The organism is Mycobacterium sp. 050128 (assembly GCF_036409155.1).
Lineage (GTDB): Bacteria > Actinomycetota > Actinomycetes > Mycobacteriales > Mycobacteriaceae > Mycobacterium.
The window spans coordinates 2,437,960-2,458,527 of the sequence record NZ_JAZGLW010000001.1 but is presented as its reverse complement, the minus strand read 5'-3'; the positions used below and the strand labels follow the sequence as shown (position 1 = coordinate 2,458,527).

Genomic DNA, 20,568 nt, shown 5'->3' with positions numbered 1-20,568 from the left:
CGCGCTAGCTCAGGGCGGGAATGATTTCGCGCTCGAACAATTCGATGCCGGAGCGGTCGTAGGCGGCCTCGGGGAAGTAGACGATCGCGTATTCGCAGCCGAGGTCGCGGACCTTGGTCAGACGCTCGATCACCTGTTCCGTGGTGCCCATCGCTGAGTCGGGAAGGCTACTGGTCATCGAATCCGCCAGGGACTCAGGCACATAGTCGACCAGCCGGTCGCGCACCCGCTGCTGGCGGTCTTTGACCTCGGACTCGGACGTGCCGACGATGGCGGTGAAGTTGGCCGAACGCACGATCGCGTCGAAGTCGGTGCCCACGTCGCGGCAATGTCCGGCGAGCACCTCCGACTTGTGGGCAAACGCCTCGGGCTCCGGCGTGAAGTTGGTGTACTGCGCGTACTGTGCCGCGATGCGCAGCGTCACCTTCTCGCCCCCACCGGCGATCCATAGCGGAATGCCGTTGTCCTGCAACGGCTTCGGCTCGACGATCGCACCGTCGACCTGGTAGTGCTTGCCGTCGAAGCTGACTTTGCCGTCGCGCCACGCGTCCCGCATGATCTGCACGCCTTCGTCAAGCCGGCCCAATCGCACGCCGGCCGACGGGAACCCGTAACCGTAAGCGCGCCACTCGTGTTCGTACCAGCCGCCGCCGATACCCATCTGGATGCGACCGCCGGAGATGATGTCGGCGGTTGCCGCCACCTTGGCGAGGTAGACCGGATTGCGGTAGCTCATCGCCGTACACATTTGGCCGAGCTTGACGCGTGACGTGGTCGCGGCGTAGGCCGACATCAACGACCAGGCCTCGTGCGTCGCTTCGGCGCTCGGCATCGGGACGGTGTGGAAGTGGTCGTAGACCCACACCGAGTCCCAGGCGCCGGCGTCGGCGTAGGACGCCAAGTCCCGCATCACCGCCCAGTGTTTCGCCGGGTCGATGCCTACCAGATCCATCCGCCAGCCCTGCGGAATGAAGAAACCAAAGCGCATGGTTAGGGACTCTAGCTCTCGTCGGGGCGAGCCGGAATGGGCTGGGATGCCCCGTTCGCTCACAGCAGATCGATATCAGCGGCCCAGCGTGTGCCTGGCAAGACAGCGCTAAATGAATGCATGGCAAACAAGGCGATACAAGTGACACTGACCGGGGCGGCCGCCTTCGCGGCACTCGCACTGCTCAGCGGCGGGTCGGCAACCGTGGCCGCCGCGCCGGTCGGCGCCCGCATCGTCACCGTCGACGACGGCGACGAAAACTTCGTGAACGACAACGGCCAGACGTCCGGCGACATCTTCCAGCAGAACGCCCAGGATCAAAGCACGGCATAGCGACGCCGTTAGGCCACGGGCCGCCAGAAGATTTGGCAATTCGCCGGATTCGGCCCCTTTGCTTACCCGCCCAGCGCGGCGAGTGCTGCGTCGACCGAAGTCGCACGCAACGCCTCATACCCGGTGTCGGGAAACTGTAGGCAGCAGTCTTGCAGTCCACCGAATGCGACCACCGCGCGGGTGGACTGCGCGAGCGTCGGCCGGGACCCAAATACCTTCTTGCCCAAACGATCACGCCACGCCAGCACCTTGTCGATGAGGCCGAGATCGGCCAGCATCGTCAATTCCGTGAGCACCAGCACGATGTACTGACGGTGCCGGTAGTGGAAATCGAAATAGCCCTCCAGCAATTCGCGCACGTCGATGTCGCGCCGGGTTTCCTGCTCGGCCACGAACCGCTCGCCGTCTTCGATCAACGGCATCACGATGCTGCGCACCAGTTCTTCACGCGAGGTGAAGTGGTAGTACAGCGCGGGTTTGGTGATCCCCAGCCTGTCCGCGATGTCCTGCAAGCTGGTCCGCTGCACGCCCTGCTGAAGGAACAGCTCCCGGGCGACCTCTTGGATGCGCTGACGGGTATCGGATCGTGGTCTCGTCACCCGGAAATTTTAGCTGACTTACCGCTTAGTAAGTGATATCTTAGGGTCACCTAACTGCGAGGGAGTCGACATGCGGATTCTGATCTCGGGGGCGAGCATCTCGGGCCCCGTATTGGCGTACTGGCTTGCCCGCCGCGGCTTCGATGTCACGATCGTCGAGCGCGCGCCCGAATTGCGCAAAACCGGCGGCCATGCCGTCGACCTGTTCCGGCCTGCCATGGAAATCTCGGCAAAGATGGGCGTGCTGCCGCAGATCGAGGCGCTGGCCACCGGGACGACCGCGATGACCATGTATCGCGAGGGCGTCGAGCGGCCGGCGCACGTCGATCTCACGAAGATCTTCGGGGCGTCTTCCGACCGGCACGTCGAGATCATGCGCGACGACCTCAGCGAGGCGTATTACCGCGCCGGTTGCGGCGACGTCGAGTACCTCTTCGGAGATTCGATCACGTCGATCTCGCCCGATGGTGAGGTCACTTTCGAGCACAATGCGCCGCGCACATTCGACATCATCATCGGCGCAGATGGTCTGCACTCCAACGTGCGCCGCTTGGTCTTCGGCGAGGACGCCGGTCGCACCCGGTTTCTGGGCGGCTACCTGGCGGTGGAATCGGTTCCGAAATCGCTTGCCCGCGAAGGGGAAATGGCCGTGCACATGGGTGCGGGCCGAATGGCAGGGATCTACACCGCGCAGCCGCTCGACGACGCTCGCGCGTTGTTCATGTTCCGCAGCAAGCAAGAGCTGCAATATCACTACCGAGATGTGATGCGGCAGAAGGAGTTATTGCAAATCACATTCGCCGGGATGGATGCGGCGGTGGACGGTTGGCTCGCGGAGCTGGACCGTGCGCCGACGTTCTACTTCGACTCGATCATCCAGCTGGAGTTGGACACCTGGTCGCGCGGGCGGGTCGCCCTGGTGGGTGACGCCGGGTACTGCCCCGGACCGGCGGTCGGCGGCAGCACCAGTATCGCGGTACTGGGTGCTTACGTGCTGGCGGGCGAATTGGCAGCAGCCAAGGGCGATTACACGCGTGCATTCGCGGCCTACGAACGGGCCATGGCCGACGCGGTGCGGCGCAGCCGCAAGTTTGCGCGGGCGGCGGCCAAGACGATCGTCCCCGGCTCGCGGGCCGGAGTGTGGGGGCTGACGCGCGGTGCTCAGCTGATCTCGGTGCTACCCGGCGGCGTCAGCAGAGCCATCGCCAAGTTGAACACCAACGGTGCCCGGCTGTACGACTCGATGGAGTACAAGGAATACGCCGAAATCGACGTTTGACAGAATGGCCACAGCGAACTTGAAGTGCCTGCCACGAGAGGAACGATGTGCGATGGAGCTTACCGGTGTCGGGATTTGGAGCAGTCAACTGCGTTACGGTGACCCAGCCGAATCTGCCGACGCCGCAGCAGAGTTGGACGAGCTGGGCTTCAAGGCGCTCTGGATTCCAGACGTGGGCGGGCAGGTGTTCGACGCGGTCGGCCGGCTACTGGCCGCGACCAAGCGCAGCACCGTCGCCACCGGGATCCTGAACCTGTGGATGCATGCGCCCGTCGACGTCGCGGACAGCTTCGCGGCGCTGACCGCCGAGCACGGCGACCGCTTCCTGTTGGGCATCGGCGTCAGCCATGCACCGCTGATCGATGCCGGTGAGCCGGGTCGATACCGCAAACCGCTGGCCGCGACGGCCGCGTTCCTGGACGGACTGGACCGCGCACCCCAACCCGTTCCCGCCGACAAGCGGGTGCTGGCCGCGCTCGGTCCGAAGATGCTGGCGTTGTCGGCAACTCGGGCCCGCGGGGCTCACCCCTACCTGGTCACCCCCGAGCACACCGCTTCTGCGCGTTCGACTTTGGGCGAAGGTCCGTTGCTGCTACCCGAGCAGTCGGTCATCCTCACCGAGGACGCCGAGGAAGCGCGCCGTATCGGAACCGACTGGCTGCGTTCCTATTTGGCGCTGCCCAACTACGCCAACAATTTGCTGCGCAGCGGCTTCTCCGAAGACGATGTGGCACAGGTCAGCGATCGACTGTTCAACGCGATCATCGCGTGGGGAGACGAAGCAGCCGTCCTGCGCAGGGTCGACGAGCACCGTGCCGCCGGCGCCGATCACGTCTGTGTCCAGGTGCTGTTGGCCGACCCGCAGGTCTTCCCCCGCGATCAGTGGCGCCGAATCGCCGCCGCGATTTAGCGCTGTCTAGGCATACCGTTGGGGTATGGCCACCAAGCACACCCTGTTTCGGGTCTTTTACCGCATCGGCTTTACCCCGTGGGACGGTCATCCGATCGCTCAAAGTCTGCAGGACTTGGTCGAGGGAACCAAGAGCACGCCCCCGATCGCGATGCCTACGTACGAGAGGTCAGTGCCGTAGCTGCGCCGGACGCACGGCTGTTGATCGTCGCGTTCCGTCCCGGCGGCAGGTTCGGCGTGCGCGGCATCGAATCCGCCGAAATGGAACGACGATTCGCCCCCGCATGGACGCTGTTGTCCGCCGGAGACGAACGGGAGCTGGATCGCGAGCAAACTCCGGTTCGGTACTACCTCTTTGCGCGGAACTCTTGAACGCCCCTCGCTCCGTGTCGGTCCGACCGGACGGGCACGTCGCCTGGGTGGGACCTACCGGCGGCGGACCTGTTAGCGAAACCGTGCTGCGCGTTTGGTGAGGAATGCGTCGATGCCTTCGCGGCCGTCGGCGCCGGCGGCACATGCCGCGATGAGCCTGCCCTCGATCTCCATCTGCTCTTCGAGGCCGTTGCCGAAAGTGCTCAACAGCAGCTTCTTCACTGCCGATCCGGAGTCCCTTGCCCCAGCGGCCATTTCGGTGGCCAGCGCATCTGTACGAGCAATGAGGTCGCCGTCCGGAAGAACCTCGGTGATCAGACCCCAGTGCAAAGCCTCGTGGGCCGACAACCGCCGGTTGGTCAACATCAGCTCCTGAGTGCGGCGAACTCCGATCAGCCGAGGCAGAAAGTACGACGAGCTGCCGTCGGGGCTCAACCCAGCCTTGGTGTAGGCCATGGTGAACGATGCAGATTCGGCAGCGAGTACGAGATCGCCGGTGATCGCGAGGCTGAATCCCGCGCCCGCGGCCACACCGTTGACTACGGTGATCAGCACCGCATCCATGCGCGCAAAGGTCGAGATCGCACGGTGCAGATCGTCAGCGATCCCCTTGACGTAGGGGCCGTGGCCAAGCGGCGAGGACGCCATTGCCTTGAGATCCCCACCGGCACAGAAGAACCGGCCATTGGCAGTCAACACCACCACCTTGGTGTTGGCGACATCGCAGCGTCGAGCCGCGTCGGCCAATTCCCGGGTCATGACGTCGTTCATGCCGTTGGCGTCCGCCGGACGGTTCAGGCCGATACGGGTGATCGCGTCAGCTCTGTCGAACGTCAATGTCGCGTATTCGGTCATGACGGTCACACTATCCGGCCGCTTGTGCGACGCCCGACGCGCTATCACCTCTTCCAGTGCCGCGACACATAACCCACGGCGATAACACGCCGTATCACGTCGCCCTGGGTTACGTCTCGGTGTTCGCGCCAAGGGCCCGCTACAGGGTCACAACAGTAAAGGCCCCCGAAACTCGTTGTCTCGGGGGCCGTTACGTTTAATTGCTCAGGTCAACGAATCCGGCGGCAGGAAGCGGTCGCCGTACTTGGCGGCCAGCTCGCGGGCCCGGGCCACGAAGGCTTCCTTGCCCGTACCGCCGGCACCGGAGTAGCCGACGATGAACTGCGCGCTACCACCGGTGTACGGCGGGAACCCGATGCCCATGATCGAGCCGATGTTGGCGTCGGCGGTCGACGTCAGCACGCCCTCGTCGAGGCACTTCTGGGTTTCCAGCGCCTCGGCGAACAACATCCGGTCGATCATGTCCTGCAGCGGCGGCTGCGAGGAGCCCGACTTGAACGTCTCCCGCAGGCCCGGCCACAGCCGAGTGCGCTTGCCGTCCTCGTACTCGTAGAAGCCCGCGCCCTTGAGCCGGCTGGGCCGGCCGAGCTCGATCATCTTCTCGACGACCGCCTCGGCGGGGTGCGGCTCATAGGTGCCGCCCGCGTCCTCGACACCCTTGCGGCTGGCCGCGGCGATCTTGTGCATCAGCTCCAGGTTGAGTTCGTCGGACAACTGCAGCGGCGGCGCCGGGTAGCCGGCCTGCGAACCGGCGTGCTCGACACTGGCGGGCTCCACACCCTCGCCCAGCATCGCCAGCGCCTCGTTCACGAACGTGCCGATCACGCGGCTGGTGAAGAAGCCGCGGCTGTCGTTGACGACGATCGGGGTCTTGCCGATCGCCAACGTGTAGTCGAACACCCGGGCCAGCGCCTCGTCAGAAGTCTTCTCGCCCTTGATGATTTCCACGAGTGGCATCTTGTCGACCGGCGAGAAGAAGTGGATCCCGATGAAGTCTTCTTGCCGCTTCACGCCGGTCGCCAGACCGGTGATCGGCAGCGTCGAGGTGTTCGACCCCAGCAGTGCGTTGGGCTCGACGATGTCCTCGATCTCACCGAACACCTTGTGCTTGAGGTCCTGGTTCTCGAACACGGCCTCGATCACGAAGTCGACGCCCTTGAAGTCGGCGGGGTCGGCGGACGGCGTGATGCGGTCGAGCAGCGCCTTGCTCTTCTCCTCGGTGGTCTTGCCACGCTGGAGTGCTTTGGCCTCAAGCTTTTCCGAGTAGTTCTTGCCCTTCTCGGCGGCCTCGAGGCTGACGTCCTTGAGCACCACGTCGTAGCCGGCCTTGGCCGAGACGTAGGCGATGCCGGCGCCCATCATGCCCGCGCCCAGCACACCGATCTTGTTGATCTTGACCGGCTCGATCCCATCGGGTCGCGAGCCACCACCGTTGATGTGCTGCAGGTCGAAGAAGAACGCCTGGATCATGTTCTTGGCGACCTGACCGGTGACCAGCTGGGTGAAGTAGCGGCTCTCGATGCGACAGGCGGTGTCGAAGTCCACCTGCGCGCCCTCGACGGCCGCGTCCAGGATGGCCCGCGGGGCGGGCATCGGCGCACCCTTGAGTTGCTTCTTCAGCAGCGCCGGGAACGACGGCAGGATGCCGGCCAGCCCCGGGCTGGACGGAGTGCCGCCAGGCATCTTGTAGCCCTTGGCATCCCACGGTTGGGTGTGCGCTTCGGGGTTGGCCTTGATCCATGCCTTGGCGGCGGGCACCAGCTCATCGACGGTCGGCAGAACCTCGTCGACCAGCCCGATCTCCTTGGCCTTGTCCGGCTTGAACCGGGTGCCCTGGGACAGCACGTTCATGAACGCGTTCTGGATGCCGAACATCCGCACACTGCGTGCAACGCCACCGGCGCCCGGCAGCAGGCCCAGAGTGACCTCGGGGAAGCCGACGACGGCGCCCGGCACGTCGACGATGATCCGGTGGTGGCAGGCCAGCGTGATCTCCAGGCCGCCGCCCAGCGCCGCACCGTTGATCGCGGCGACGACCGGCTTGCCCAGCGTTTCCAGCGTGCGCAGGTCACGCTTGCTGTTCTCGACCAACGAGAACGCTTCGCCCGCATGCTCGGGACCGATGTTGATCATCGACTTCAGGTCACCGCCGGCGAAGAAGGTCTTCTTCGCGCTGGTGATGACGACGCCCGTGATCGAATCCTTCTCGGCGACAGACTTTTCCACCGCGTTATGGATGGATTCACGGTACGCGTCGTTCATGACGTTGGCCGACCCGGTGGGGTCGTCGAGCGTCAGCGTGACGATGCCGTCGGCATCCTTGTCCCACTTGATGGTGTTCTCTGCCATGGCCTTAAACCCTCTCGATGATGGTCGCGACACCCATGCCGCCACCGATGCACAGCGTGATCAGCGCGCGACGCGCGTTGCGGCGCTCGAGCTCGTCGACCATGGTTCCGGTGATCATGGCGCCGGTAGCGCCCAGCGGGTGACCCATCGCGATGGCACCACCGTTGACGTTCAGCTTCTCGTCCGGGATGTTGAGGTCCTTCTGGAACTTCAGCACCACCGACGCGAACGCCTCGTTGAGCTCGAACAGGTCGATGTCGTCGATCGTCATGCCGGCGCGGTCGAGCACCTTGCGCGTGGCAGGCGTCGGGCCGGTGAGCATGATGACCGGGTCCGCGCCACTGGTGGCGGTGGCCACGATGCGCGCCCGCGGGGTCAGGCCCTGCGACTTGCCCGCGGCCTCGGAACCGACCAGCACCAGTGCGGCGCCGTCGACGATGCCGGAGCTGTTGCCGCCGGTGTGGACGTGGTTGATCTTCTCGACATAGTGGTACTTCGTCAGCGCCACATCGTCGAAGCCGCCCATCTCGCCGACGCCGTCGAACGCGGTCTTCAGCTTGGCCAAGCCCTCCATCGTGGTGTCGGGCCGCATGTGCTCGTCGTGGTCGAGGATGATCAGACCGTTCTGGTCGCGCACCGGCACGACCGACTTGGCGAAGTAGCCGCCCGACCAGGCTTCGGCGGCCTTCTCCTGCGAGCGCAACGCGTAGGCGTCGACGTCCTCGCGGCTAAAGCCCTCGATCGTGGCGATCAGGTCGGCGCCGATGCCCTGCGGCACGAAGCCGATCCGGTAGTTGGTCTCGGGGTCGGTCGCCCAGGCGCCGCCGTCGGAGCCCATCGGAACGCGGCTCATCGACTCGACACCGCCGGCCAACACCAGGTCGTCCCAGCCGGAGCGCACCTTCTGAGCGGCGGTGTTGACGGCCTCAAGACCCGAGGCGCAGAACCGGTTCAGCTGCACGCCACCGGTGGTCTCGGGCAGGCCGGCGGCCAGCACCGCGGTGCGAGCGATGTCGCCGCCCTGGTCACCGACCGGGGACACCACGCCCAGGATCATGTCGCTGATCAGGTTCTCGTCCAGGTCGGGATTGCGGTGGCGCAGCTCGTCGACCAGGCCCACCACCAGGTTCAGCGGCTTTACCTCGTTGAGCGATCCGTTGCGTTGCTTGCCGCGGGGTGTGCGGATGGCCTCATAGATGAAGGCTTCTTCGGACATGGTCGACTTCCTGTTCACAAATGGGGTTTCGGGTCCGTCTATGTGCACCCTAACAGGGGCTCCCGGCCAACCTGTTGGTTGGGCAGTCGCTAGTGTTCATGAGATTGCCGGCCCCGACCGTAGCGCCCGCGCGCCCCGACCGTAGCGCCCGCGCGCCCTGACCGTGCGCCCCGCGCGCCGACCGTGCGCCCCCGCGCGTCGAGTGTGCGCCCAGGGCGCCCACACGCCGGGAGGGCCCGCCGTGACTGCACACTCAACGCCATAGCCGCACACTCGGGACGCCCGCCTAAGCTCGACGACCATGACGGTGTCGCGATTGCGGCCCTACGCGACCACGGTGTTCGCCGAAATGTCGGCGCTGGCCGCGCGCATCGGCGCGGTGAACCTGGGTCAGGGCTTTCCCGACGAGGATGGACCTCCTGCGATGTTGAAGGCCGCGCAAGACGCGATCGCCGCCGGTGCCAACCAGTACCCGCCGGGAATCGGCATCGCACCGCTGCGCCAGGCCGTCGCGGCACAGCGCAAGCGGCATTTCGGCATCGACTACGACCCCGACACCGAGGTGCTGGTGACGGTCGGGGCCACCGAGGCCATCGCGTCGGCAGTCATCGGCCTGGTCGAGCCCGGCTCCGAGGTGCTGCTGATCGAGCCCTTCTACGACTCCTACTCGCCGGTCGTCGCGATGGCCGGTGCACACCGCGCCGCCGTACCGCTGGTTTCCGACGGCCGCGGCTTCGCGCTGGACATCGACGCGCTGCGGCGGGCCGTGAACCCGGCGACCCGCGCGCTCATCGTCAACTCGCCGCACAACCCCACTGGCGCCGTGCTGAGCGCGACCGAACTGGAGGCGATCGCCGAGATCGCGGTGGCGGCCGACCTTTTGGTGATCACCGACGAGGTGTACGAACATCTGGTGTTCGACGGCCACCGGCATTTGCCGCTGGCCGGTTTCGACGGCATGGCGCAGCGCACCATCACAATCTCCAGCGCGGCCAAGATGTTCAACTGCACCGGCTGGAAGATCGGGTGGGCTTGCGGCCCAGCACAACTCATCGCCGGGGTGCGCGCGGCCAAACAGTACCTGAGCTACGTCGGCGGGGCGCCGTTTCAGCCCGCGGTCGCGCTGGCGCTGGATACCGAGGACGCCTGGGTGGACGACCTGCGACGCTCGCTGCAGGTCCGGCGCGACCGGCTGGCTGCGGGCCTGGCCGACATCGGTTTCGCGGTGCACGACAGTAACGGCAGTTACTTCCTGTGCGCCGACCCGCGGCCCCTGGGATACGACGACAGCACCACGTTCTGCGCGGCACTACCGGAAAAGGTTGGCGTGGCGGCTATTCCGATGTCGGCGTTCTGCGACCCGACCGCGCCGCACGCCGATCTATGGAATCACTTGGTGCGCTTCACCTTTTGCAAACGCGACGACACCCTCGACGAGGCGATCAGTCGACTGTCCGCACTCAAGACTGCTTAGAATCCTCGTCGCCCAGCACGCGCTTACGCAGGCCTTCCAGCGCGGCGTAGAGGATTTTGTTGCCCGCCGAGCGCACCCAGAACCTGGGCAGCGGCGCCCTCAGCTCGATCGTAAGGCTGAATCGGACCCGGGTCTTGTCGTCGCCCTCACGCTCCAAGTTGTATTCGCCATGTTGGGCGTGTTGCTGCGAGGTCTTCTGCGCATCCCACACCATCCAGTCGGGACCCCAGTGATATTCGACCATTTCGGTGTCGGCGATGCCGCTCACCCTGATCGTCATTCGCACGTGGTGCGGCAGGCCGTCGGGATATCGGTCGACGACATCGACCCGCTTGTGCAACGGAGACCACGAGGGCACGGCGTCCATGTCGGCCAGCGCCTCCATGATCACTTCCGGGGGCGCCGCAATGACAATTTCCGACGATGCGCGTATGGCCACTGCCTACCAAATTAGCAATGGAGACCGAATTACGTTGCTTTATCCGGACCGCCGCGCGCGACCAGATCGCGCAAGCCCTTGATCGAGGCGTCGAGAACGTGTTCCATCGCGCGCCGAACGACGAATCCGGGAATGGGCCCGGCCGGTTCGACGGTGATGTCGAACCGCACCCGCGTCTTGTCGATGCCCTCGGGTTTGAGGTTGTATTCGACGTGCTGGCCGTGTTGTTGGGCCGTTCCCTTGACGTCGTACACCACCCAGTCCGGGCCCCAGTGGTATTCCAGCACCTCTTTGTCGCGCAGGCCGAGAATTCTGATGGTGGTTTTCACGTGGTGCGCACGGCCATCCGGATAACGGTCGACCACTTCGATCTTCTTATGCAGTGGCGACCAGGATTCCAGCACGCTGACATCCTCGAGCGCCCCCATGACCACGTCGAGCGGCGCATCAACTATGAATTCGCGTGATGCCTTTACAGCCACTGAGCTCAACCTAGCAATCCAGTTGGAGGCTGGGAACGTCTTCGGGTAAGTAATTTGCTACCAGTTGATTTCGTCGATCGGTGTGGTGGCCGCCGGCGGCGGTCCGACGGGCCCCGCCGGTGTTCGGGAGAAACGCGGGGCGGGCGCGGCCTGCTCGACGCCGTGGGCGGTGATCAGCGTCGACCGCGCGTTCAAATGTTCGTTGGTGGCGGCCTCGTTCCACGTCAGCACAGGCGTGACACAGGCGTCGGTGCCGGCGAAAACCTGGGTCCACTCGTCTCGCGTCCGGCTCACGAAGCGCTGCGCGAAGATGTCGTACATCTGCTGATACGAACCGATTTCAAGCTGGCCCGGCACCTCGTCGGGCGACAGACCGAGCCCATCGAGCAACGCCGCGAAGAACTGCGGCTCGATCGCGCCGACGGCCATGTACTTGCCGTCGGAGGTTTCATAGCAGCGATAGAACGGCGATCCGCCGTCGAGCAGAAACGACTCGCGCTTATCGCGCAGGCTGCCAATTGCCTTCATGGTCCACATCATTTGGGCAAGCACGCTGACCCCGTCGACCATCGCGGCGTCGACGATCTGCCCGCGACCCGACCGTTCACGTTCGTACAGCGCGACGGCGATACCGATCAGCACCAGCATCGACCCGCCGCCGAAATCGGCGACCAGGTTCAGCGGCGGCATCGGCGGCCGGTCGGCGTAGCCCAGCGCCGACAGCGCACCGGTCTGCGACAGGTAGTTGATGTCGTGCCCGGCCGTGGACGCCAACGGCCCGTCCTGTCCCCAGCCGGTGATCCGCGCGTAGATCAGCCGCGGATTGACCGCCGCGCAGTCGTCGGGTCCGATCCCGAGTCCTTCGCAGGTGCCGGGGCGGAAGCAGTCCAACAGCACGTCGGCCTTGGCGGCAAGCTCGAGCAATGCGCCCGGGTGTGTCTTGACGTCGAGATCGACGATCCGCTTGCCCCGGTGCAACAGGTCGCGGTCCTCGGCCGGCATCGTCACGGTCGGTCGGGGGCGACCCGCTTCGGCCGGCTTCGCCGCGCTTGCGATCGCCACGGCGCCGGGGCGGCGCACCCGCACCACGTCGGCACCCAGGTCGGCGAGCATCATGCCCGCGTGCGGCCCGGGTCCGATGCCGCCGAGTTCGATGACTTTGATCCCGGCCAAGGGTCCCGCATCGGTCACGGCGGCTACTTACCCTTCTTCACCTGCAGCACCCGCTTGCGCAAGCCCTCGGTACCGGTATCGACGGTGCCTTTGATGGCGCGCTTCAACACGAAGCCCGGCAGCGGCACCACCGGATCGACGCTGAGCTCGAACTTGACCAAAGTGGCGTCGCCCTTCGGCGTCAGTTTGTAGGAGGCATCTTGTGAGCGCTGCTGACCGGAGCTGATCAGCGTCCAGCTCACCTCGTTGTCGCCCCACGAGTACTCGATCACCTGCTCGTCGGTGATGCCTGCGGCTTTGACTTTCATCTTGACCTTGGCGGGGCGCCCGTCGGCGTCTCGCTCGAGAATTTCGACGCTCTGGTGGGGCGGCGACCATTCGGTCACCGAGTCGAGATCGGCGATGACGTCGAGGATCTCTTCGGGGCTGGCTTCGATAACAACTTCGCGGGTTTCGTTGATCGCCATGGCCCGCACGATAGCGAAACCGCGTCCGGCCGGGAGCGCTTTCGACCAGCGTAACGTCGACTTCGTGACTGCTACCTCGCCTGACGCGGCGGCCAGCCCCGCGGATTCTGTGTACACCATCGGTGACTACCTGTTGGACCGTCTCGCCGAGCTCGGCGTCTCCGAGATCTTCGGTGTCCCCGGCGACTACAATCTGGAATTCCTCGATCACATCGTCGCGCATCGCAGAATTCGGTGGGTGGGCAACGCCAACGAGTTGAACGCCGGCTACGCCGCCGACGGTTATGGTCGGCTGCGCGGAATGGCCGCGGTGGTAACGACATTCGGGGTGGGTGAGCTCTCGGCGACCAATGCGATCGCCGGCAGCTACGCCGAGCATGTGCCGGTCGTGCATATCGTCGGCGGCCCCTCCAAAGACGCCCAGGGAACCCGACGGGCGTTGCACCATTCGCTCGGCGACGGCGACTTCGAGCACTTCTTCCGCATCAGCCGCGAAATCACCTGTGCTCAAGCCAATCTCATGCCGGCAACGGCATGCCGGGAGATCGACCGGGTGTTGAGCGAGGTGCGCGAGCAGAAGCGGCCGGGCTACATACTGCTGTCCACCGACGTGGCACGCTTCCCCACCGAACCCCCCGCTGCGCCGCTGCCCCGCTACACCGGCGGCACCAGCCCTCGGGCACTGTCGATGTTCGTCGACGCGGCCCGCGAACTCATCGGTGACAACCGGTTGACCGTACTGGCCGACCTGCTGGTGCATCGCCTGCAGGCGGTCAAAGAACTCGAGGCATTGCTGACCGCCGACGTGGTGCCCTACGCCACGCTGATGTGGGGAAAGAGCCTGCGCGACGAGAGCTCACCCAACTTCCTGGGGATCTATGCGGGTGCGGCCAGCGCGCCGCACGTGCGCGCCGCGATCGAAGACGCGCCCGTCTTGGTCACCGCCGGCGTGGTGTTCACCGACATGGTCAGCGGCTTCTTCAGCCAGCACATCGATTCGGCCCGGACCATCGACGTCGGCCAGTACCAGAGCAGCGTGGCGGGTCAGGTATTCGCGCCAATGGAAATGGGCGCCGCGCTCGGGGCGCTGGCGGAGATCGTGGCAGGGCGCGGGATCAGTTCACCGCCGGTCGCGTTGCCAGCGGGCCGGCAGTCGGCAACCGGGGCCCACGCGCCCGCACGCGATCAGGCCCTGACTCAGGAGATGGTCTGGGACCGGCTGTGCAACGCGCTCACACCCGGCAACGTGGTGCTCGCCGATCAGGGCACCTCCTTCTACGGGATGGCCGACCACCGGCTGCCCAAGGGGGTCACGTTTATCGGCCAACCCCTTTGGGGCTCAATCGGTTACACGTTGCCCGCGGCGCTCGGCGCGGCGGTCGCGCACCCGGACCGACGGTCGGTGTTGCTGATCGGTGACGGCGCCGCGCAACTGACCGTGCAGGAACTCGGCACATTCTTTCGCGAAGGGCTGTCGCCCGTCATCGTGGTGGTCAACAACGACGGCTACACGGTCGAACGGGCGATCCACGGGGAGACGGCGCCCTACAACGACATCGCCAGCTGGAGCTGGACCGACATTCCCAACGCGCTGGGCGTTGTCGATCACCTCGCCTTCCGCGCGCACAACTATGGCGAACTCGACGACGCGCTGACCGCGGCCGCGGGGCATCAGGATCGCATGGTGCTCGTCGAAGTGGTCTTGCCGCGCATGGAGATTCCGCCGCTGCTGGTCGACCTCGTTGCGCCCATGTCGCCGGATGGCAGCAGGCGTCGCTGAATCAGCCCTTCGACCGGGGCTGTGACGATTTGAGTATTGCTTGAATGGTGCGGCGACAACGACCGCAGTCCGAGCCGGCCCCGCAGGCATGCGCAACGGCCTTGGTAGTCGACGCCCCGGCCGCGACACACTCGGACACCGTTTGACTGGTGACTCCGTTACACAGACATACGAACACCGAGTGGTCCGCTCACTCAAGCCTCGATACGCATGATGTCGAACATCTGGCCAACGAACAGCGGCGGGTAGGCCCCCACCCCCGCCCGGGACATCCACTGGGCGGCGGCATCTGGGTGCTCGATCCACTCGCGTGCGCAGTGTTCGTCGGCGAACTCCTGCAGGATCAGCACCTCGTGGTCATCGTCGAAAGCCTGAAACACCCAGGTCTTTCGGATGCCGGCCGCCGCGAACCTGTCCATCGCCGAGCCGACTTCGGCGGTCAGGATCGCCACATCGTCGACCGACGCGATGGCGGCGACCACGACGCCGGGCGCCGACGGATTCGACTGCGGTGTCGGCACGAACCTGTCGATGATCTCCCCGGCGAAAACCGCTGGGATGTCCTCGATACCGGCCTCGTCGAACCAGTCGAAGAAGACGCGTGAGCGAAGCAGCTCCACGATCGGCTCGCGGCTGTGGACTCCGATCATGACCAGCACGCGACCGTAGTCGTGGTTCGAGGTGTAGACCAGAACGTGGTGTGCTCCGATTTCGGAGAGCGCCGCTTTATTACGCTCGATGAAGGGCAACACCCGCGTCGGATCGGGGATCCGGTAGTCCGAGGCAATCACCATCGAATGAATGTCATTGGGTTCCACGCTGCGCGTCATGGCGCCCCCAACGGGAGTGAACTCCGAACGGGCGATGCGCCGTCTTCCGTTGTGCCTTCGGCCTTTTTGGCGCCAGCGGTCTGCCCGACCCCGGTCGGCTCTTCGACCGATGCTTTATCTGTGGTCACGGATGCGGCCGGCACCACCGCCGAATCGGCCGTCACCGTGTCCGAGTCCACCGCGACTGCCTGCGCCCCCTTCTTGGCGTCATCGAAGGTCAGCGTTGTCGGCGTTACGGCGGCTTGCCGCGCGGCGGCAGCGCACTCGGCCGCGCGTTGACGCTTTTTCACGGCATCGTGGTGCTGCTTGATCATGAACCCGCTAACCGCGATCGCGGCCAGATGAGGACGATCGCCGCGCTCGCGGCGATAGTGGACCATTTCGGACTCCCACCGACCCATGGCAGCATCGTAGGTGATGTGACTCGGTTCCCTGCGTGTTCTCAGCGAACGGCGACGTGGCCGACGGTGTTCAGGTACTCGATGACTGCGGCGGCAACCGCGGCGGGCGGTTCGGGGACAGGGCGTGGCTGGCATCGTCGATGACAGTGCTGGTGATTTGATCGCCGTAGCGGGCTCGCATATCGCCCCACTCGTTGCGCTTGTGAAACGGGTCGAGGGCGGCGATGATCTCGAACACCGGCGCGTTTCCGGCGCCCCAGTAGCGCGCGACGTCCGTGCGGCGCACCCAGTCCACCTGCATCGCAAGGGTTTCCGGATACCAGCCGGTGAGCCAGGTCGAGGCGGCATGGTCGGGTGCGATGAACGCCATCCGCAGCGCGGCCAGTCGGGTCGCGTCGGGCAGCGTGGGGTCACCGGCGCGCATCGGCGCCGAATTGTTTTGCGGGGGAACGGTTCTCCCGGATGCGGCGGCCAGGACCACCGCGGCCACCTTGTCGGGGTGGTGCACCGCCGCGGCTCACCCCGCTGAGGGTGCTGACGGTGCGGTCGGTGCGGTCGCCCAACGATCACGTCTTTGTCCGGCCTGGGTCTAACGCAGGCAGTCCTTGATGACCTTGCCGGTGGCGTTGAGGGGCAACGCCTCGAGAAACTCGACCGTGCGCGGCACCTTGAATCCGGCCATCCGCTCACGGCACCAGTCGATCAATTCGTCGGCGGCCACTGCGCCTTTCGGGACGACGAACGCCTTGCCGACCTGACCGAGCCGCTCGTCGGGTACCCCGATGACCGCCGCCTGCGCGACCGCCGGGTGCTTCATCAGGAAGCCCTCGATCTCGGCCGGATACGCGTTGAACCCGCCGACGATGTACATGTCCTTTTTGCGTCCGATGACGCGCAGCCGGCCGGCGTCGTCGAAGTTGCCCAAGTCGCCGGTGTGCAGCCAGCCGTCGGGGTCGATCGCCTCGGCAGTGGCCGCCGGGTCGTCCAGGTAGCCCTGCATGACGCCGTAGCCGCGGACCAGCACCTCGCCGTCGTCGGCGATGCGCACCTCGACGCCGTCGCACGGCAGCCCGGCGGTGGTCGCGACATCCTCGAAGGAGTCGCCGGGGCGTGACAAGGTCACGTTGCCCGCCTCGGTGAGCCCGTACCCGGTCATCAACGTCTGGAACGGCAGCTCGTCATGGATGCGCCGGACCAGCTCGACGGGGATGTCGGCGGCGCCGGTCACGCCGGCACGCAACGTGGCAAGCCTGGACTTGTCGGGGACCGTCAGCAACGAGTGGTAGAGCGTCGGCGGGCCGGGCAGCATCGTAATGCGCTCGCGCTCAATCAACTCCACGACGGTGTCTACGTCGAACACGGCGACCGGCAGCATCGTCGCGCCGCGCAGGAAAGACGTGACGAGCCCAGCCTTCAGACCGAACGTGTGAAAGTACGGATTGATCTGCAAGTAGCGGTCGCCTCGACGCAGATCGGCGAGCGTCGCCCACTCCTGGTACATCCGCAACGTTTGCAGGTGATGCATCATCGCGCCCTTCGGGCGCCCAGTCGTGCCCGAAGTGAAGATGATGTCCGAGACGTCGTCGCCGTTCACCGGCCGCTCGAACGGCGAACCGCTGGAAAGGAAGTCGGACTTCAGGTCGATGACCGGCGTCCCCGCGGGTGCGGTGTAGTCCTGGCCCAGAAATCCCTTCTGGACCAGGACCGCCTTCACGCCGCTGCGGGCGATGATGTCGCCCGCTTCTTCCGTCTTGAACCGCGTGTTGACCGGCACCAATACGCCGCCCGCGGTGAGCAGCCCGAACGCCGCGACGATCCACTCCGCGGAGTTGGGTGCCCAGACGGCGACCCGGTCACCCTTGTCAACGCCGAGCTCCGCGAATGCGCCTGCTGCGCAACGGATTCGGTCGACTATTTCAGTGAACGTGAAACGCAGCGGACCGTCGACAACTGCTTCCGCATCACCGAAGCGATCCGCCGCGCTCAAGACCATCTCGGGGATGGTCTGCCAGTTCGACTGTCCTGTCACACCGTGATGAGTCGGGACAGGTTGCCGCCCATGATCTTTGCCTGGTCGTCGACGGACAGATGCGACAGCGCGTTGACGTAGAAGGTCGGCTCCGCCAGCCCTTCGGGGTGCGGCCAGTCCGAGCCGTACAGCACCTGGTCCACACCGACGAGGTTGACCAGCTCGTCGATGCCGTCTTCGAAGAACGGGCTGACGTGGATGCGGTTCTTGACCATCTCGACCGGGTCGCTCGGGAAGGCTTCCGGGGCCTTCCGGAAGACCTCGGCCAGGCCGTCCAGCAGCGGGGTCATCCACTTCGAACCGGCCTCGACGATCGCGACCTTCAGCTTGGGGTGGCGGTAGAGCGCGCCGTGGATTACCCACGACCCCACCGAGTCCTGGATCGGCCGCCACTCGTTGAGGATGCCCATCGCGTTGGTCTGGAACGGCAGCATTTCCTGGTCGGCACCATCCCATTCGGAGGTGTACCGGGAGTAGCCGCTGTCGCTGGAGTGCATGCCGACCAGCACGTCGTGTTCGACAACCCGCTCCCAGAACGGGTCAAACTCGGGCAGCGCGAACGACCGGGGGCCACGGAAGCCGGGGACCGGCGCCGGGCGGACCAGGATGCAGCGCGCACCACGCTTGACCGCCCACTCCAGTTCCTCGATCGCCTTCTCCACGATCGGCAGCGTGATCACCGGGGTGGTGAAGATCCGGTTCTGGTAGTTGAAGCCCCAGACCTCATCGAGCCACTGGTTCAGCGCATGGACCAGGACGTGAATGGCGAGCGGGTCGTCGCGCAGCCGCTCCTCGATCAGGCTCGCCAGCGTCGGGAACATCAGGGTGCGGTCGAGCCCCAACTCGTTCATCACCTCGAGGCGCGGGCCGGGCTCGAAGAACGCCGGGATCGCCCGCATCGGCTCACCGAACAGCTCGCGCTTGCTCTTGCCGTCCGGGTTGCCGTACTTGAAGTACTCCTCCCAGGCGCCCGGCCGGGCAACGACCTCAAAGGTCGGGTTGGGAATGTAGTTGCTGATCTGGCCGCGGATCGCGATCTTCGTCCTCCCGTTGACTTGCACGTACTGGACGAAGTCCTTGTACTCCTTGGGCAGGAACTTGGTCAGCGCCTCCGGCGGCTCATAGAGGTGATTATCTGCGTCAAAGATTGGAAACGGGACGTCTTCCCGGTGCGACAACTGGCCCATGAGATCCTCCTTCGCGATTTGTGAGAATACTATTCTCTATTGGGCCCACACCGCAAACGTGCACCCCAGTGGTATCGCCACTCGCGGCGTCAGCAGGTCACGATGATCTTGAAAGTCGCCGAAGCCGCTTCATTCGGCTTGTCGGCCTTGAAACCGTTGGCAGTGCCAGTGATCGTGAACTTGTCCCCTGACATGCTCATGTCGGCACGGGGGCCGTCACCCCGGGCGTACGCTCCGGTGAACCCACCCAGATTTTGGATGCGCACCGACTCGGCAGACGGCGGTTGCGCCCCCTCGTCGATGATGATCTTGGCCCCGGCAAACTTGCCACCGATGTCGATCGTGCGGGTCCACTGCACTTGACCGCATTGCACGACGTGGAAACTCGCGTCATCACCGTTGACCGTGACCGATGCCGAGCTAGAGATTTGCGCGGCTGGTCGCGACGTGCACGCCCCGAGGCCGGCTACAGCGAGCACCGCGGCGGCCGCCACGACGATTCTGTCCTGCACTGGGCCACCTCTATCGTCAATGTACAAACCCCATCGGCCTGCAGCGATGATGTTATTCTCGCCGCACGAGAATGCCAATATCGACGCCTCTTCCGAGGAGCAACTAAACGCATGCTGGACTTGGAGCTCGACAACGGGCTTGCGGTGCTCACCATCGACCGCCCGCACGCACGCAACGCGATCGCGCTCGACACCATGGACCAGCTGGAGAAGGCGCTCGATGCCGCGGCCGGTGCCCAGGCCCTGGTGATCAGGGGTGCCGGCGACAAGGCTTTCGTCTCCGGCGGTGACCTCAAGGAGCTCAGCGCCCTGCGGACCATGGCGGAAGCCACCGCGATGGCAAAGCGGATGCGGTCCATCTGCGACCAGCTGGCGAGCTTCCCGGCTCCGGTGATCGCCGCGCTCAACGGGCATGCCTACGGCGGTGGCGCCGAAGTAGCCGTTGCTGCCGACATCCGGGTTGCCGCAAGCGACATCAAGATCGCGTTCAATCAGGTGACGCTGGAAATCATGCCGGCCTGGGGTGGTGCCGAGAGACTGGCCGCTCTCGTCGGAAAGAGCAGAGCACTGCTTCTCGCGGGCAGTGGAAAGACGGTCGACGCCGCCGAGGCCGAGCGCATCGGGTTGGTGGACGTGGTGTTGCCGCGCGCCTCGTTCGAGCAGGGCTGGCGTTCGATCGCCGCCTCCCTGGCCAATCAACCGGCCACCGAGATAAAACGAGTAATCAACGGCGTTTCGCCTGATGAGGCGATAGCATCCTTTGCACGTTTGTGGGTTGCCGACGCGCACTGGCAGGCCGCAGAGCGGGTAGTGAACCGAAACGCCAAGGCGCGACCGGCCGCCGGAGGAACGACATGAGCACCAGCGTGAAGAGACTATTGAGCATCGGATCG

22 protein-coding genes and 1 pseudogene are annotated in these 20,568 nt (G+C 65.4%); 7 read left to right on the top strand and 16 right to left on the bottom strand.

The features are described 5' to 3' along the window. Nucleotides 1-4: 4 nt before the first annotated feature. Nucleotides 5-988, bottom strand: coding sequence for an LLM class F420-dependent oxidoreductase (locus tag SKC41_RS11900; RefSeq protein ID WP_330977816.1), 984 nt, complete (start codon nt 986-988; stop codon nt 5-7). A 141-nt stretch (nt 989-1,129) separates the two neighbouring features. Between SKC41_RS11900 and SKC41_RS11895 the strand changes: the two genes are divergently transcribed. Continuing rightward, complete coding sequence (locus tag SKC41_RS11895) at nt 1,130-1,321, top strand: hypothetical protein (RefSeq protein WP_330977815.1); 192 nt, start codon at nt 1,130-1,132, stop codon at nt 1,319-1,321. Between the two features lie 62 nt (nt 1,322-1,383). Here the strand turns inward: SKC41_RS11895 and SKC41_RS11890 are convergent, their stop codons facing one another. Next, entirely contained in the window at nt 1,384-1,920 is a 537-nt protein-coding gene (locus tag SKC41_RS11890) for a TetR/AcrR family transcriptional regulator (RefSeq protein WP_330977814.1), read from the bottom strand. A gap of 70 nt (nt 1,921-1,990) precedes the next feature. On the opposite strand from SKC41_RS11890, the gene SKC41_RS11885 reads away from it, so the two are divergent. The 3 genes and pseudogenes from SKC41_RS11885 (at nt 1,991) to SKC41_RS11875 (ending at nt 4,481) form a co-directional block, all read left to right on the top strand. Further along, nucleotides 1,991-3,199, top strand: a complete 1,209-nt coding sequence (locus SKC41_RS11885; RefSeq protein WP_330977813.1) for an FAD-dependent monooxygenase — start codon at nt 1,991-1,993, stop codon at nt 3,197-3,199. A gap of 52 nt (nt 3,200-3,251) precedes the next feature. Next, entirely contained in the window at nt 3,252-4,109 is an 858-nt protein-coding gene (locus tag SKC41_RS11880) for an LLM class F420-dependent oxidoreductase (RefSeq protein WP_330977812.1), read from the top strand. Nucleotides 4,110-4,134: 25 nt separating this feature from the next. After that, nucleotides 4,135-4,481 (top strand): annotated as a pseudogene (locus SKC41_RS11875) (hypothetical protein). Nucleotides 4,482-4,553: 72 nt separating this feature from the next. On the opposite strand, the gene SKC41_RS11870 reads toward SKC41_RS11875, so the two are convergent. The 3 genes from SKC41_RS11870 to SKC41_RS11860 all read right to left on the bottom strand — a co-directional run bounded on the left by SKC41_RS11870 (nt 4,554) and on the right by SKC41_RS11860 (nt 8,901). Beyond that, complete coding sequence (locus SKC41_RS11870; protein WP_330977811.1) at nt 4,554-5,336, bottom strand: enoyl-CoA hydratase/isomerase family protein; 783 nt, start codon at nt 5,334-5,336, stop codon at nt 4,554-4,556. 204 nt (nt 5,337-5,540) lie between these two features. Continuing rightward, entirely contained in the window at nt 5,541-7,685 is a 2,145-nt protein-coding gene (locus SKC41_RS11865) for a 3-hydroxyacyl-CoA dehydrogenase NAD-binding domain-containing protein (protein WP_330977810.1), read from the bottom strand. A gap of 4 nt (nt 7,686-7,689) precedes the next feature. After that, the gene (locus tag SKC41_RS11860) at nt 7,690-8,901 is read right to left on the bottom strand and encodes an acetyl-CoA C-acetyltransferase (protein WP_330977809.1); all 1,212 of its coding nucleotides are present in this window, start codon (nt 8,899-8,901) and stop codon (nt 7,690-7,692) included. Nucleotides 8,902-9,202: 301 nt separating this feature from the next. Between SKC41_RS11860 and SKC41_RS11855 the strand changes: the two genes are divergently transcribed. Beyond that, nucleotides 9,203-10,375: a pyridoxal phosphate-dependent aminotransferase gene (locus SKC41_RS11855; RefSeq protein WP_330977808.1), complete on the top strand. Its 1,173-nt coding sequence runs from the start codon at nt 9,203-9,205 to the stop codon at nt 10,373-10,375. Here the strand turns inward: SKC41_RS11855 and SKC41_RS11850 are convergent. Genes SKC41_RS11850 through SKC41_RS11835 form a run of 4 tightly spaced genes read right to left on the bottom strand, consistent with a single transcriptional unit; the run spans nt 10,362 to nt 12,936 of the window. Next, complete coding sequence (locus SKC41_RS11850; protein ID WP_330977807.1) at nt 10,362-10,814, bottom strand: SRPBCC family protein; 453 nt, start codon at nt 10,812-10,814, stop codon at nt 10,362-10,364. The two genes, SKC41_RS11855 and SKC41_RS11850, sit on opposite strands and share 14 nt — an antisense overlap. A gap of 29 nt (nt 10,815-10,843) precedes the next feature. Further along, a complete protein-coding gene (locus tag SKC41_RS11845; protein ID WP_330977806.1) occupies nt 10,844-11,296 on the bottom strand; it encodes an SRPBCC family protein in 453 nt (150 codons plus the stop codon). A 57-nt stretch (nt 11,297-11,353) separates the two neighbouring features. Then, entirely contained in the window at nt 11,354-12,487 is a 1,134-nt protein-coding gene (locus SKC41_RS11840) for a CaiB/BaiF CoA transferase family protein (RefSeq protein WP_330977805.1), read from the bottom strand. Between the two features lie 5 nt (nt 12,488-12,492). Further along, nucleotides 12,493-12,936, bottom strand: a complete 444-nt coding sequence (locus SKC41_RS11835) for an SRPBCC family protein (protein WP_330977804.1) — start codon at nt 12,934-12,936, stop codon at nt 12,493-12,495. Nucleotides 12,937-13,000: 64 nt separating this feature from the next. Between SKC41_RS11835 and SKC41_RS11830 the strand changes: the two genes are divergently transcribed. Then, a complete protein-coding gene (locus SKC41_RS11830; RefSeq protein WP_330977803.1) occupies nt 13,001-14,716 on the top strand; it encodes an alpha-keto acid decarboxylase family protein in 1,716 nt (571 codons plus the stop codon). A gap of 1 nt (nt 14,717) precedes the next feature. Here the strand turns inward: SKC41_RS11830 and SKC41_RS11825 are convergent, their stop codons facing one another. The 7 genes from SKC41_RS11825 to SKC41_RS11795 all read right to left on the bottom strand — a co-directional run bounded on the left by SKC41_RS11825 (nt 14,718) and on the right by SKC41_RS11795 (nt 19,675). Next, entirely contained in the window at nt 14,718-14,894 is a 177-nt protein-coding gene (locus SKC41_RS11825) for a (2Fe-2S)-binding protein (RefSeq protein ID WP_330977802.1), read from the bottom strand. 16 nt (nt 14,895-14,910) lie between these two features. Then, nucleotides 14,911-15,534, bottom strand: coding sequence for a fatty-acid--CoA ligase (locus SKC41_RS11820; protein WP_330978849.1), 624 nt, complete (start codon nt 15,532-15,534; stop codon nt 14,911-14,913). An 8-nt stretch (nt 15,535-15,542) separates the two neighbouring features. Continuing rightward, the gene (locus SKC41_RS11815) at nt 15,543-15,947 is read right to left on the bottom strand and encodes a hypothetical protein (RefSeq protein WP_330977801.1); all 405 of its coding nucleotides are present in this window, start codon (nt 15,945-15,947) and stop codon (nt 15,543-15,545) included. 70 nt (nt 15,948-16,017) lie between these two features. Then, nucleotides 16,018-16,455: a hypothetical protein gene (locus tag SKC41_RS11810; RefSeq protein WP_330977800.1), complete on the bottom strand. Its 438-nt coding sequence runs from the start codon at nt 16,453-16,455 to the stop codon at nt 16,018-16,020. Between the two features lie 81 nt (nt 16,456-16,536). Continuing rightward, a complete protein-coding gene (locus SKC41_RS11805; protein WP_330977799.1) occupies nt 16,537-17,976 on the bottom strand; it encodes a FadD3 family acyl-CoA ligase in 1,440 nt (479 codons plus the stop codon). Beyond that, nucleotides 17,973-19,163, bottom strand: a complete 1,191-nt coding sequence (locus SKC41_RS11800; RefSeq protein WP_330977798.1) for an amidohydrolase family protein — start codon at nt 19,161-19,163, stop codon at nt 17,973-17,975. Before SKC41_RS11800 ends, SKC41_RS11805 begins: the two co-directional genes overlap by 4 nt. 89 nt (nt 19,164-19,252) lie before the next feature. After that, entirely contained in the window at nt 19,253-19,675 is a 423-nt protein-coding gene (locus tag SKC41_RS11795) for a lipoprotein LpqH (protein ID WP_330977797.1), read from the bottom strand. Nucleotides 19,676-19,786: 111 nt separating this feature from the next. Here SKC41_RS11795 and SKC41_RS11790 point away from each other — a divergent pair, with 111 nt between their 5' ends. Then, nucleotides 19,787-20,533 carry an enoyl-CoA hydratase/isomerase family protein gene (locus SKC41_RS11790; RefSeq protein WP_330977796.1) on the top strand — a complete coding sequence of 249 codons (747 nt, stop codon included), beginning with the start codon at nt 19,787-19,789 and terminating at the stop codon, nt 20,531-20,533. Nucleotides 20,534-20,568: the final 35 nt, after the last annotated feature.